Annotated in this window: 14 protein-coding genes; 2 read left to right on the top strand and 12 right to left on the bottom strand. The window is 73.2% G+C overall.

The genetic code is table 11. The features are described from left to right. Nucleotides 1-58: 58 nt before the first annotated feature. Both J1792_RS21505 and J1792_RS21500 read right to left on the bottom strand, forming a co-directional pair. Nucleotides 59-262 (bottom strand): hypothetical protein, encoded by a 204-nt coding sequence (locus J1792_RS21505; RefSeq protein ID WP_086574568.1) that lies wholly within the window; start codon nt 260-262, stop codon nt 59-61. A 404-nt stretch (nt 263-666) separates the two neighbouring features. Then, nucleotides 667-948, bottom strand: coding sequence for an acylphosphatase (locus tag J1792_RS21500; RefSeq protein WP_086574566.1), 282 nt, complete (start codon nt 946-948; stop codon nt 667-669). A gap of 133 nt (nt 949-1,081) precedes the next feature. Here J1792_RS21500 and J1792_RS21495 point away from each other — a divergent pair, with 133 nt between their 5' ends. Continuing rightward, the gene (locus J1792_RS21495; protein ID WP_242646332.1) at nt 1,082-2,314 is read left to right on the top strand and encodes a CAP domain-containing protein; all 1,233 of its coding nucleotides are present in this window, start codon (nt 1,082-1,084) and stop codon (nt 2,312-2,314) included. 67 nt (nt 2,315-2,381) lie between these two features. Here J1792_RS21495 and J1792_RS21490 read toward each other — a convergent pair whose 3' ends face one another. Then, nucleotides 2,382-2,966: a flavodoxin family protein gene (locus tag J1792_RS21490; RefSeq protein WP_207248007.1), complete on the bottom strand. Its 585-nt coding sequence runs from the start codon at nt 2,964-2,966 to the stop codon at nt 2,382-2,384. Nucleotides 2,967-3,075: 109 nt separating this feature from the next. On the opposite strand from J1792_RS21490, the gene J1792_RS21485 reads away from it, so the two are divergent. Beyond that, entirely contained in the window at nt 3,076-3,468 is a 393-nt protein-coding gene (locus J1792_RS21485) for a winged helix-turn-helix transcriptional regulator (RefSeq protein ID WP_207248006.1), read from the top strand. Nucleotides 3,469-3,507: 39 nt separating this feature from the next. Here the strand turns inward: J1792_RS21485 and mutM are convergent, their stop codons facing one another. From mutM to J1792_RS21440, 9 genes are all read right to left on the bottom strand, one after another. Next, on the bottom strand, nt 3,508-4,395 hold the full coding sequence (mutM, locus tag J1792_RS21480; RefSeq protein WP_207248005.1) for a bifunctional DNA-formamidopyrimidine glycosylase/DNA-(apurinic or apyrimidinic site) lyase: 888 nt from the start codon (nt 4,393-4,395) through the stop codon (nt 3,508-3,510). Nucleotides 4,396-4,475: 80 nt separating this feature from the next. After that, nucleotides 4,476-5,285, bottom strand: a complete 810-nt coding sequence (gene rnc, locus J1792_RS21475; RefSeq protein WP_207248004.1) for a ribonuclease III — start codon at nt 5,283-5,285, stop codon at nt 4,476-4,478. 19 nt (nt 5,286-5,304) lie between these two features. Beyond that, complete coding sequence (gene rpmF / locus J1792_RS21470) at nt 5,305-5,478, bottom strand: 50S ribosomal protein L32 (RefSeq protein ID WP_086575354.1); 174 nt, start codon at nt 5,476-5,478, stop codon at nt 5,305-5,307. 2 nt (nt 5,479-5,480) lie between these two features. After that, entirely contained in the window at nt 5,481-6,077 is a 597-nt protein-coding gene (locus J1792_RS21465) for a YceD family protein (RefSeq protein ID WP_179199158.1), read from the bottom strand. Between the two features lie 215 nt (nt 6,078-6,292). After that, nucleotides 6,293-7,342, bottom strand: a complete 1,050-nt coding sequence (locus tag J1792_RS21460) for an ATP synthase subunit B family protein (protein ID WP_207248167.1) — start codon at nt 7,340-7,342, stop codon at nt 6,293-6,295. Between the two features lie 97 nt (nt 7,343-7,439). Then, nucleotides 7,440-7,919 carry a pantetheine-phosphate adenylyltransferase gene (coaD, locus tag J1792_RS21455; RefSeq protein ID WP_179198977.1) on the bottom strand — a complete coding sequence of 160 codons (480 nt, stop codon included), beginning with the start codon at nt 7,917-7,919 and terminating at the stop codon, nt 7,440-7,442. A 47-nt stretch (nt 7,920-7,966) separates the two neighbouring features. After that, entirely contained in the window at nt 7,967-8,545 is a 579-nt protein-coding gene (gene rsmD / locus J1792_RS21450) for a 16S rRNA (guanine(966)-N(2))-methyltransferase RsmD (protein ID WP_086571942.1), read from the bottom strand. Between the two features lie 100 nt (nt 8,546-8,645). Continuing rightward, nucleotides 8,646-10,853: an ATP-dependent DNA helicase RecG gene (gene recG / locus J1792_RS21445; RefSeq protein WP_207248003.1), complete on the bottom strand. Its 2,208-nt coding sequence runs from the start codon at nt 10,851-10,853 to the stop codon at nt 8,646-8,648. Between the two features lie 35 nt (nt 10,854-10,888). After that, nucleotides 10,889-12,553 carry a DAK2 domain-containing protein gene (locus tag J1792_RS21440; RefSeq protein ID WP_086571946.1) on the bottom strand — a complete coding sequence of 555 codons (1,665 nt, stop codon included), beginning with the start codon at nt 12,551-12,553 and terminating at the stop codon, nt 10,889-10,891. Between the last annotated feature and the right edge of the window lie 23 nt (nt 12,554-12,576).

The raw sequence follows: 12,576 nt of genomic DNA, 5'->3' as shown, positions 1-12,576 counted from the left end.
TTGCAACTCTCAAGCGGCTGACAGTGCAGCCCGACCGGCCCCCGGGGCAGGGCACGGGTCAGGCAAGCGCAGGCTCCGCGTGGGATACGTCGATGCTGTCGAGCAGCGAGTCGCCATGAGCGGCGGCAGTCAGCGCGTCGTTCTCGGCCTGCATCCGAATGAGCTCGGATTCGAGGTCCTGGACACGCTGCTGAAGCCGTCGCATCTCGGAGAGGACTCGGGGGTCGGAGCCGCCGACGTAACCGAGAAGCGCCTTTGCCATGATGGATGGTCCTCCACACTGAGTGACCGACCGAAGCGGTGTGGGTCGTGAGGGATTCGCACCCGCGGTGTCTGCCATCACTACTGCGGTCTTTCAATGCCAAACAGCTAAGGTGCGCGGGGCTTCCAGCGTCTCACCAAATGGATTGACGGTCAACACGATCACACCCCGTATCGGCGGGCGTCCCGGGGGTGTGCGCGAGGGATATCCGCGCCGCATTCCGCACCCGGAGCCCGAGGGGCGTAGAGATCATCCGTTGAGAGGCAGCCTTGCACGCTGCGGCCGAGTTGGCAACCATCAGGCAATTTCCGTGGTCCGCATATGCCAATGTCATATGAATCCGATGATCGCCCCCCTCACGCCCCTGCGAAACCGAGCGCGAATCCGATTTTCGCGTCATCCTGTCAACGGGTCTCGAAGCCGTCGTAACCACCTCTGGGCACGTCCCAGATCTCGGTGACGCCGTCCACGCGGCCGGGCGTGTCGCCGTCACGCAGCCACTCGAGCAACTGTTCGCAGTTCGAGCGGGGCCCCTCGGCGACCACCTGCACCCGGCCGTCGGAGAGGTTGGAGGCGAAGCCGATCAGGTCGCCGATCCGCAGTGCGTTGGCCCGGGTGAACCAACGAAAGCCGACACCCTGCACATGCCCACGGACCCACGCCGTGAGACGGACATTCTCGTTCATGTCTGCACGTTAACCGGCCAATTACATAAGCAGCACTTCGACCCGGTTCCCGGTGCCGTACAGTCGCCGCCGAATAAGGACTCCCCCGGACGAGTGACGCACTTTGACGCCGAACACGTGAGGAAGGCAGCGGATGGGTCGCCATCGACGCTCTGCCCGCGCGACCGCCGATGAGGAGGTGGCGAACGCCCGGAAAGCCCGGGCTCCCCTGACGGGCGAGTCGGCCGACGCGTACGAGCCCGAGGATCCGGCCGAGGCGGTCACCCAGCCCATCCCCATCGTCCGCACCGGCCCCGCCGGCCCCGGACGGCACCGCGGTCCACGCCGCGGCAGACGGCGCGGCGGTACGGCCGGAGCGGGCCGGACGGCGGGCGCGCCCGGCAAGGTGATCAAGGCGGCTCCGCCCGCGCGGCGGGCGGGACTGCTCGGCGCCTCGGCCGCCGTGGCGATGGGCGCGGTCGCCATGGTCTCCGGACTGCTGCCCGGCGGTGGGCTCACGGGCGGCGACGCCTCCTCCCCCGGCGCCGGCACCAGCGGACAGGTCCGGGCCGACGGCCCGGTCGAGGCCCCCGCGCAGGACTCCCGGCCCCCGGCCGCGCCCCGGACCGACCGGGCGCGCGGTGACGATCGGGGCCGGCAACGGGCCGGCGCCGGCCGGGCGGAGCAGGCGGTGAGCCGGACGCGGGCGGACGAGCGGCAAGCGGACGAGCGGCAGGACCCTGCAGGCGCCGCAGGCACCATGGGCACCACGGGCGCCACGGGCGCCCAGGAGGCGGACCTCCGCGCATCCCGGGGTGCCGAGCGCCCACCGGCCTCGGCGCTGTCCGCACCGCCGTCCGCGGCGTCCCCCGAGCAGCGGCCCGCCCCGGCCGCCGTCACCACGGTCCGCGAGCGGGTCACCGCGGCCCGTACGACCGCCGAGCGGCGGCGTACGGCGGTCGTGGACGGCGAGCACACGGCGTCCACCGTCGGCACGCTCGCCGACACCCGCTCCTCCACCGCGCATCTGGTGCTGGCCCTGGTCAACGCGGAACGGGCGAAGGCGGGCTGCCGTCCGCTGCGGGCCAGCTCCCAGCTGAACCGGCTCGCCCAGTCCTTCAGCGACGACATGGCCCGGCGGGGCTTCTTCGACCACACCGACCCGGACGGCCGCACCCCCTGGGACCGGGCCGCCCGGCGCGGCATCAAGAACCTGGGCGGAGAGAACATCGCGCGCGGCCACCCGGACGCGCGCACGGTGATGGACGCGTGGATGCGCAGCAGCGGTCACCGCGCCAACATCCTCAACTGCGACTATCGGAGCCTGGGCGTCGGCGTGCACCATGGCGGCAGCGGTCCCTACTGGACCCAGGACTTCGGCTACTGACCACGCACGCGTGCCCGGCCCGGGGTGTGACCCCCGGGCCGGGCACGCGGCGCGCGGTGGCGTGAGGTCAGAGCGCGGCGCGACCGGCGACGTAGACACGGGTCTGCTCGGCGACGCGACGGCCGAGCTGCTCGGCGGTGGCTATGTCGGCCTTGTGCACACCCTCGGGGCCCTCGTCGCTGTTGGTCTGGGCGCCGGCGCCCAGGTAGAAGCCGAGGCGGTTGAGGTCGTTCTCGGAGCCGGTGGAGCTGTGCCAGCCGGGGACCAGACCGAGGCCGACCCAGTGCATGCCGTGCTGGGCGGCGAGGACCGAGAAGAACTGCAGGGTGTGCAGCTTGTCGCCGCTCTTGGAGCCGGAGTTGGTGAAGCCGGCCGCCAGCTTGTCCTGCCAGGCGCGGGTGAACCAGCGCTTGGACGTCGCCTCGGCGAAGACGTGGAAGGCGCCGGAGGCCGTGCCCATGTAGGTCGGCGAGCCGAAGACGATCGCGTCGGAGGCGTCGAGCAGCTCCCACTGCTCGTCGGTGATCTCGGCGACGTTGATCAGGTGGACGGTGGCGCCGGTGTCGGCGGCACCGGCACGGACGGCCTCGGCGAGGACGGCGGTGTGGCCGAAGCCGGAGTGGTAGGCGATGGACACGACGGGCGTGGTCACGGTGGGGCTCCCTGGAAAGGCGTTGCGCTGGCTGGGTGACGAAAGGAAAGCACTAACTTTTGGAAACCGCAAGCCTTCGGTTAGCGCTGTGCGGGAGTATGGTGTTCGCATGACGACGACCGAAGGTACCCCGCAGGACCAACTGCCCTTCGACGTCTTCGCGCGGAGCTGTCCGTCCCGCGAAACGCTCGGGCACATCACCGGCCGGTGGGGAAGCCTGACCCTCGGCGCCCTGGCCGAGGACACGCTGCGCTTCAACGCGCTGCGCCGTCGCGTCGAAGGCGTCAGCGAGAAGATGCTGTCCCAGACCCTCCACGCGCTGGAGCGCGACGGGCTCGTGCACCGCGAGGCCCAGCCGACCAACCCCCCGCGCGTCGACTACCGGCTGACCCCCCTGGGCCAGGAGATCACCGAGCGGCTGATGGACCTGATCCACCTCGTGGAGGGCCGGATGCCACAGGTGCTGGAGGCGCGGGAGCGGTACGACGCGGAGCGCGCGTAAGCCCTCCCCTGCACGGAACCGCGCCGAACCGCGCCGCAACTACGCGCCGGTGCGCGGAACGCGCTGGCAGCGCGGGCAGAAATAGCTGGAGCGGTTCATCCAGGGACGTCGCCGGATGGGCGTGCCGCAGCGGCGGCACGGCTCGTCCTCGCGCCCGTAGGCGTCCAGGGAACGGTCGAAGTAGCCCGACTCGCCGTTCACGTTGACGTAGAGACTGTCGAAGCTCGTGCCGCCGGCCGCGAGCGCCTCGTTCATGACCTCGCGGATGTGGGTGAGCAACTCGGCGGTGCGCGGCCGGGTCAGGCCCGCGGTCGGGCGGTCGTAGTGCAGCCGCGTGCGCCACAGCGCCTCGTCGGCGTAGATGTTGCCGACGCCGCTGATCAGCGACTGGTCGAGCAGGGCGCGCTTGATCGTCGTGCGGCGGCGGCGCAGCGCGGTGTGGAAGGCGTCGTCGTCGAAGGCCGCGTCGAGCGGGTCGCGGGCGATGTGGGCGATGACGTCCGGGAGTCCGTCGGGGTCGCCGGGCACCGTCTCGTGCAGCGAGAGGCCGCCGAAGGTGCGCTGGTCCACGAAGCGCAGCTCGGTGGCCTGGGCGTCGGCGAAGCGCACACGGACGCGCAGGTGCTTCTCGTCGGGGGAACCCTGGGGCTGGACGAGCAGCTGGCCGCTCATGCCCAGGTGGGCGAGGACCGCGCGGTCCGGGGCGGTGCCGGCGCCGAGGGGCTCGACGGGCAGCCACAGGTACTTGCCGCGGCGCCGGGCCGCGCCCAGCCGGTGGCCGACGAGCTGTGCGGCGAAGTCGCCGGGGCCGGCGAGGTGTCGCCGGACGGCCCTGGGGTGCAGCACCTCGACCTCGGCGACCGTGCGGTCGCGGATCCAGCGCTCCAGGCCGCTGCGGACGACCTCGACCTCGGGCAGCTCGGGCACCGCACTCCTCCGGGTTGGCTACGACGTCCGGGCGGGCCCGCTGTGCGGGACCGCCCGGAAGACGTGGATGAACGGGAGCGTCAGTGGGACGCGCCCTGCGCGTTGCCGGCGCCCTCGGCGTCCGCCTTCGCGGCCGCCGCGCGCGCCTCCGCGGCGCTGTTGATGGAGCGCCAGGCGGACTCGGCCGCCTGCTGCTCCGCTTCCTTCTTGCTGCGGCCGGTGCCGGTGCCGTACGCGACACCACCGACGCGGGCAGCAGCCGTGAAGGTCTTCTCGTGGTCCGGACCGGTCTCGGAGACCAGGTATTCCGGAACGCCGAGGCCCTCGGTGGCGGTCAGCTCCTGGAGGCTGGTCTTCCAGTCCAGGCCCGCGCCGAGGTTGGAGGACTTCTCGATCAGCGGGTCGAAGAGCCGGTGCACCAGCTCCCCCGCCGCCTCCAGGCCCTGGTCGAGGTAGACCGCGCCGATGACGGCTTCCAGGGTGTCCGCGAGGATGGACGCCTTGTCGCGGCCGCCCGTCCCCTCTTCGCCCCGGCCGAGCCGGATGAAGGCACCCAGGTCCAGGCCCCGGCCGACCTCGGCCAGCGCACGGGAGTTGACCACCGCGGCGCGCAGCTTGGCGAGCTGGCCCTCGGGCAGGTCGGGGTGGATGCGGTAGAGCGTGTCGGTGACCACCAGGCCGAGCACGGAGTCCCCGAGGAACTCCAGCCGCTCGTTGGTGGGCAGGCCGCCGTTCTCGTACGCGAAGGACCGGTGCGTCAGTGCACGCACCAGAAGGGCGGTCTCGAGTTTGTACCCGAGCCGCCCTTCCAGAAGCGTGTGAGACGAGGCCGTGTCCGTCGCCGCCGGTTCTTGCCCGCGGTTGCGGGACGGCGTACTGGCGTCTGACATGAAGCCTGTCACCCGCCGATCAGACCGCGAGGACCTGGCGCTTGTTGTAGGTGCCGCAGCTCGGGCACGCGATGTGCTGCTGCTTCGGCTCGTGGCAGCGCTCGCACGCCACCAGGGGGGTGACCGCAGCCTTCCACTGCGACCGGCGGTGGCGCGTGTTGCTGCGCGACATCTTCCGCTTCGGAACAGCCACGGCTACTTCTCCTGTGAGTCATCCCCGTCGGAACGGGGTGCGTTGTCCTTCTCGCCGTCCTGGTCGGAACCGGCGAGTCCCTGCAGTGCCGCCCAACGGATGTCGACGGCGTCGTGGTGGTGGTCCGGGTCGTCCGCCAGCCGCGCTCCGCAGTCGGAGCACAGGCCCGGGCAGTCTTCCTGGCACACCGGCTGCAGCGGCAGTGAGAGCACCACCGCGTCCCGCAGCACGGGTTCGAGGTCGAACATGTCGTCCTCGAGGAAGAGCAGCTCCTCCTCGTCGTCCTCGGCGTCGTCGTCCGCGGCCGCGATGCGGCCCCGGGCGTCGGCGTCGGGGTAGGAGTACATCTCCTGGAAGTCCGCGTCGAGCTCATGCTCCAGCGGCTCCAGACACCTTACGCACTCCCCGGTGAGCGGCGCACGGGCGGTGCCTGTGACAAGCACCCCTTCCATGACCGACTCGAGGCGGAGGTCAAGCTCCACCGCGGCGTTCTCGGGCACGCCGATGACCTCGATACCGAGGTCCGCAGGGGCCGGGACGGAACGGGAGACCCGCTTCAGCGCGCCGGGTCGCCGGCCCAGCTCGCGTGTGTCGAACACGAGAGGGTTACGGGGATCAAGGCGGGCGTTCAGGGCTTCCTGCTTTCTACGCTGCGGTGACGGCACCCGGCGTGCTCGAGGAGCACGGCGGGCAGCCTGGATCGCGGACGTACACGCGACCGAAGAGCCAGGATACTGGACGGGCCGCCGTGGTCCCAATCCGCACCCCCCGTGGCCGGGCGGAACGACGAGACGACGACGGAAAACGCCGACGTTCAGCGCCCCTGGTCGTACTGCCGGAGCCGGTCGAGGTCGATCACGCCGGTGTCGAAGAGGCTCGTCTCGTCGAGCGCGGCCGCCTGCGGCCGCTCCGGGTACCGCCGGTGCTGCGCGGGGTCCTGGGCGGGCCAGGCGTACGGGTCGGGCTGCTGGGGATAGCCGCCGGGCACCGCATAGGGGTCCAGCTGCGGCGGGTACGGCTGGGGCGCGCCGTAGGGGTCCTGCCCGTCCTGCCCGTCGTACTCCCCGGCCGGCGCCGCGTGGTCGCCCCAGCCGGCGGCCCGGTCCTCCTGAGGGGGCCCGGCGGGCTCCTGGGGGGCGGCGAGGCCCGCGAGGAAGTCGGCGTCGTCGGCGGGGCGCCCGCCGGGCAGACGTTCCTGGGCGGCCATGTGCGCCGCCAGCTCGTCCACGGGACGGCCGGCGAGCAGCTTCTCCCGGCCGCGGCCGGCCGCCTCCAGCGTGCTCGCCAGGACGGCCGAGACGGCCCCGAGCTTGGCGTCCACGTACGCGTCGGCGTCGCGCCGGCGGCGTGCGGGGTCGGCGGCGCGTTCGGGGGCGTCGTCCGCGTGGTCCGCGTGGCGGCCGGATGCCGGGTCGGCGGGCGTCAGGCCGAGCAGTTTCTCGCGGCCGCGGTCGACGGAGGCGATGGTCTTGGTGAGGACGACCTCGAAGTTGGCGAGCTTGCCGTCGACGTAGTCGTCGGCCCCCGCGCGGATCGCGGCGGCCTCGCGGCGGGCGGCCTCGAGGATGCGCCCGGCCTCCTCCCGGGCCTCGCGGGCGACCTCCGTGTCGGAGATCAGCGAGCCGCGCTGGGCCCGGGCGGCCCCCAGGATCCGCTCGGCCTCGGCCCGGGCGTCGGCGACCATCCGCTCCCGGCCGCCGATGACCTCCTCCGCCTGGGCCAGGGAGCCGGGCAGGGCGGCCCTCAGCTCCTCCAGCCGGGCGAGCAGCTCGGCGCGGTTGAGGACGCAGGAGGCCGACATGGGCAGGGCGCGGGCAGCGGCGACGGTCGTGACGATCTCGTCGAGCTTCTTCTGGACGTCCACAGTGACGCTCGCCACTCTCTCGGGGCCGACGGCACGAACGGGACGACTGTAGGGCCGGCGGGCCGCGCCCGGCAGCAACTGACGATCCGTCAGTCGACTACCGCTTCTCGAGCCTCTCGTCGAGCGCCTCGAGCACCAGCGGCGGCACCAGGTGGGAGACGTCGCCGCCCCAGGCCGCGACCTCCTTGACCAGGCTCGAGGACAGGAAGCTGTAGGTGGGGTTGGTGGGCACGAACAGCGTCTCCACGCCCGAGAGGCCGTTGTTCATCTGGGCCATCTGCAGCTCGTAGTCGAAGTCGCTGACCGCCCGCAGGCCCTTGACGATCGCCGGGATGTCGCGCTGCTTGCAGAAGTCGACGAGCAGGCCGTGGAAGGACTCGACCTCCACGTTGCCGTACTCGGCGGTGACCTGCCGCAGCAGCTCTATCCGCTCCTCGACGGTGAACAGGCCCTGCTTCGACTGATTGATCATCACCGCGACGTGCACGACGTCGTACAGCCGGGACGCGCGGGCGATGATGTCGAGGTGTCCATTGGTGACGGGGTCGAACGACCCCGGACAGACGGCGCGGCGCAACGGTGGTTCCTCGCTCTCCGGTCCATTCATGACGTGCCCCATCCCGATCAGGCGGTGCACGCCGAGGCGGCGCGACCGTACCAAAGCGTGCCCTCGCCGTAACGACGGGCCCTCAGTGCGTCGAAGCCCTCCGGCCAGCCGAATTCGCCGCCGCGGGTGCTCCGCTCCACGGTGACCAACGCCTCGTCGGCGAGCCAGCCCCGGGTGCGCAGTGTGAGCAGGATCTCGCGGAGAGCGTCGTCCCCGACGACGTAGGGCGGGTCGAGGAAGACCACGTCGTAGGGGCCGGCCGGCGGCGCCCCGGTGATGACCTGCTCCGCCTTGCCCGTACGCACCTCCGCGCCCGGGAGGCCCACCGCGCGCACGTTGTCGCGGATGACCCGCACCGCGCGGGCGTCGGCCTCCACCAGCAGCACATGCCCGGCGCCGCGGGAGAGCGCCTCCAGGCCGACCGCGCCCGAGCCGCCGTAGAGGTCCAGGACGCGGGCGCCCTGCAGCGTGCCCAGGAAGGACTCCCAGGTGGAGAACAGGCCCTCGCGCGCCCGGTCGGAGGTGGGGCGGGTGCCGGTGCCGGGCGGAACGGCCAGGCGGCGTCCGCCGGCGGTGCCGGCGATCACGCGGGTCATGGGTCTCGGAGTCCTTCGCGGTGTGGTGGGACGGGAGCGGCGGGGCCGCCCCCCGGAAAGCGTATGACGTCGGCGGCGCGCCGTCCCCGCGGGCGGGCCTTCAGCCCTTGTCCAGGAACTCCTCCCGCTCCTTGTCCAGCAGCGCGTCCAGCGCGGTGCGCAGGTCGGGCAGCCGCTCCAGCTCGGGGTCGGCGGCGACGACCGCCGTGGCCTCCTCGCGGGCCGCCACGATGACGTCCTCGTCGTCGATGACGGCGAGCATGCGCAGGCTGGAGCGCACGCCGGACTGCGCCTGGCCCAGCACGTCGCCCTCGCGGCGCTGCTCGAGGTCGATGCGGGAGAGCTCGAAGCCGTCGAGGGTCGCGGCGACCGCGCCCAGGCGGGCCCGCGCGGGCGACGCCTCGAACGCCTCGGTGACCAGCAGACACAGCCCCGGGGCCGAGCCACGGCCCACCCGGCCGCGCAGCTGGTGCAGCTGGGAGACGCCGAACCGGTCGGCGTCCATGATCACCATCACGGTGGAGTTGGGCACGTTCACGCCCACCTCGATGACGGTCGTGGCGACGAGAACGTCCACCTCGCCGGCCGCGAAGCGGCGCATGACGTCGTCCTTGGCCTCGGGCTGCATCCGCCCGTGCAGCACCTCGACCCGCAGCCCGGCCAGCGGGCCGGCGGCGAGCTGCCCGGCGACGTCCACGACGGCCAGCGGCGGCCGCCGCTCGCCCTCGCCCTCCGCCTCCTGCGCGGCGGACTTCTTCCGGGCCTTGGGGGCGTCCTCCTCGTCGCCGATGCGCGGGCAGACCACGTACGCCTGGTGGCCGCCCTCGACCTCCTCGCGGACCCGCTCCCAGGTGCGGGCGAGGAAGTGCGGCTTGTCCCTGGCGGGCACCACATGGGTGGCGATGGGCGAGCGGCCGGCGGGCAGCTGGTCCAGCACGGACGTCTCGAGGTCGCCGAAGACGGTCATCGCGACCGTGCGCGGGATCGGCGTCGCCGTCATCACCAGCAGGTGGGGCGGCTGCTTGCCCTTCGAGCGCAGGGCGCCGCGCTGCTCGACGCCGAAGCGGTGCTGTTCGTCGACGACGACCAGGCCCAGATCGTGGAACCGCACCTTGTCCTCGATGAGCGCGTGGGTGCCGACGACGATGCCCGCCTCGCCCGTGACGAGGTCCAGCAGCGCCTGCCGGCGGGCCGCCGCGCCCATGGAGCCGGTGAGCAGCACCACCTTGGTGCCCAGGTCGGCGCCGCCGAGCATGCCGCCCTCGGCGAGGTCGCCCATCATCTCGGTGATCGACCGGTGGTGCTGCTGGGCGAGCACCTCGGTGGGGGCGAGCATCGCGGCCTGGCCGCCGGCGTCCACGACGCCGAGCATGGCGCGCAGGGCGACCATGGTCTTGCCGGAGCCCACCTCGCCCTGCAGCAGGCGGTGCATGGGGTGTTCGGTGGCCAGGTCGTCGAAGATCTCGGCGGAGACCTTCCGCTGGCCGTCGGTGAGGGTGAAGGGCAGCCGGGCGTCGAAGGCGTCCAGCAGGCCGTCGGCGGCGGGCTTGCGCGGCACGGCCGGCAGCTGGGAGTCGGCGTGCCGGCGGCGGGCGAGGGCGACCTGCAGGACGAACGCCTCGTCCCACTTCAGCCGCTGCCGGGCGTCCTCGATGTCCGCCTTGGTGCGCGGCCGGTGGACCTTGCGGAACGCCTCGGGCAGCGGCAGCAGGCCGCGGCCCTCGCGCAGCGCGCCCGGCAGCGGGTCCACCACCTCGGCCCAGCCGGCGGCCTCCATGGAGGCCAGCACGACGTCGAGGCAGTTGGAGATCTTCCAGGACTCCATCTGGGAGCAGGCGGGGTAGAGCGGGATCAGCTGGTTGGCCCAGGCCTCGACGGCGTCCGCGCCGCTGTCCTTGCCCAGCATCTCGTACGCGGGGTGGGACAGCTGCCGGGTGGTGCGGAAGGTGCCGACCTTGCCCGCGAACATGCCGCGGCGGCCGGGCACGAGCTCCTTCTGGTGGTGGTAGATCGACCGGCCGAAGAAGACCAGCTGGAGCCGGCCGCTGCCGTCGGTGAGCGTCACCTCCAGGCGCTGGCCCCTGCCGTTGTTGAACTTGTGCACACGGGCGTCGGAGACCTGGGCGACGACGGTGACGTGTTCGTCCAGCGGCAGGTCCGCGAGGCGGGTCAGCTCGCCGCGCTCGGCGTAGCGGCGCGGGTAGTGGTGCAGCAGGTCGCCGACCGTGTGCAGGTCGAGGTGCTCGGCCAGCACCTTCGCGGTGTTGCCGCCGAGCGTCTTCTTCAGAGGTTCCTGGAGCGCGGGCACGGGTCCATTGCACACCACGCCGCTGACAACGCGGCCTATTCGATGCCGATGAGCAGCGGCGCGGACCGCTGTCCGCCGTGGTAGACCACCGTGTCCACGGCGAGGTGACCGCGGCGCACGTGCCGGCGCAGGCCGTCGGCGACGGCGTCGGGGACGCCCTCGCCGAGGACCAGGGTGACCATCTCGCCGCCCGCGGCCAGCATGCGGTCCAGCACGGTCCGGGCGGTGGCGGCCAGGTCGGTCCCGATGACGGCCACGTCGCCGTCGATGAGGCCGAGCACGTCCCCGGCCTGGCAGACGCCCGCCATGGTCCAGGACTGCCGTTCGGCGACGGTCAGCTCGGCGTAGCGGGTGGCGCCGGCGGCGGAGGTCATGGCGACGACGTCCTCGTCGAAGCGCCGGGCGTTCTCGTGGACGGCGAGGGCGGCGATGCCCTGGACCGGGGACCGGGTGGGGATCAGGGCGACACGCACGCCCTCGGCGCGGGCCTGCTCGGCGGCCGCGGCGGCGGTGTGCCGCAGGTCGGCGTCGTTGGGCAGCAGGACGACCTCGCGCGCGTGCGCCCGCCGGATCGCCTCGACGAGCTCCCCGCAGGCCGGCTGCTCTCCCGGTCGTACGGCGACGACCGTCGCCCCGGCCTCGGCGCACAGGGTGGCCAGTCCCTCGCCGGGGACGACCGCGACGACGGCCCGCTGCGCCGGCTCGGGCACGCGGGTGCGCTCCTCGCGGGCGCCGCCGAAGTGGGTGATGCGGACGCGGTGCGGGCGTCCGGCGTCGATGCCCGCCTCGACGGCGGCTCCGGCGTCGTCGACGTGCACGTGGACGTTCCACAGGCCGTCGCCGCCGACCACCACGAGCGACTCGCCCAGCGCGTCGAGCCGGGTGCGCAGGCGGGCGACGGCGTCGTCGTCGGCGTCCAGCAGGTAGATCACCTCGAAGGCGGGCCCGCCGCCGGCCGACGGGGTGTCGCCGAGGTCGGCGGGGCAGCCTTCGGCCTGCCACGCGCGCGTGGCAGGCGGCCCGGCGGCGGCCGCCTCGCGGCCGGTGGTCGCGCCGGACAGGGCGGCGACGAGCGCCCCCAGGACCTCCACCAGGCCCTTGCCCCCCGCGTCGACCACGCCGGCCCTGCCCAGGACCTCCAGCTGCCCGGGGGTGTCCTGCAGGGCCGTGCGGGCCCGCTCGTGGGCGGCGCGGGCGACGGCGGCGGCGTCACCGGCGACGGCCGAGGCGGCGTCGGCGGCAGCCGCGGCGACGGTCAGGACGGTGCCCTCGACGGGCCGGGCCACGCCCTCGTACGCGGACTCCACGGCGCGGCGGAGAGCCCGTCCCAGGAGCGCGGCGCCGGCTTCGCGGTGCTCTTCGTCACCCGCCGCCGCGAGGACCTCGGCCATGCCGCGCAGCAGCTGGGCGAGGATGGTGCCGGAGTTGCCGCGGGCGCCTATGAGCGCGCCGTGGGCCATGGCCCGGACGGCCTCGGCGAGGCCGGGGCGGGAGCCCGGGCCGGTGGTGGCGTGGCCGTCGAAGACCGCGTCGACGGCGCGGGCGGCGGACTCGACGGTCAGGTAGAGGTTGGTGCCGGTGTCGCCGTCCGCCACGGGATAGACGTTGATCGCGTCGATCTCCTCGCGGGCCCGGCCCAGCGCGTCGAGCGCCAGCGCGCACCAGGTCCGTACCGCATCGGCGTCCAGCGGTTGCGGCACGTGGGTCCTCCTCGGGGCTGTGG

Source organism: Streptomyces triculaminicus, from assembly GCF_017349075.1.
In the GTDB taxonomy this organism is placed as follows: Bacteria; Actinomycetota; Actinomycetes; order Streptomycetales; family Streptomycetaceae; genus Streptomyces; species Streptomyces triculaminicus.
This window is presented reverse-complemented; position numbering and strand designations above follow the sequence as displayed.

What these genes read in the sequence shown, in the direction of transcription:
- J1792_RS21505 (WP_086574568.1), bottom strand. Translation starts at nt 262, where the DNA reads ATGGCAAAGGCGCTTCTCGGTTACGTCGGCGGCTCCGACCCCCGAGTC.
- J1792_RS21500 (WP_086574566.1), bottom strand. Translation starts at nt 948, where the DNA reads ATGAACGAGAATGTCCGTCTCACGGCGTGGGTCCGTGGGCATGTGCAG.
- J1792_RS21495 (WP_242646332.1), top strand. Translation starts at nt 1,082, where the DNA reads ATGGGTCGCCATCGACGCTCTGCCCGCGCGACCGCCGATGAGGAGGTG.
- J1792_RS21485 (WP_207248006.1), top strand. Translation starts at nt 3,076, where the DNA reads ATGACGACGACCGAAGGTACCCCGCAGGACCAACTGCCCTTCGACGTC.
- rnc (WP_207248004.1), bottom strand. Translation starts at nt 5,285, where the DNA reads ATGTCAGACGCCAGTACGCCGTCCCGCAACCGCGGGCAAGAACCGGCG.
- rsmD (WP_086571942.1), bottom strand. Translation starts at nt 8,545, where the DNA reads ATGACCCGCGTGATCGCCGGCACCGCCGGCGGACGCCGCCTGGCCGTT.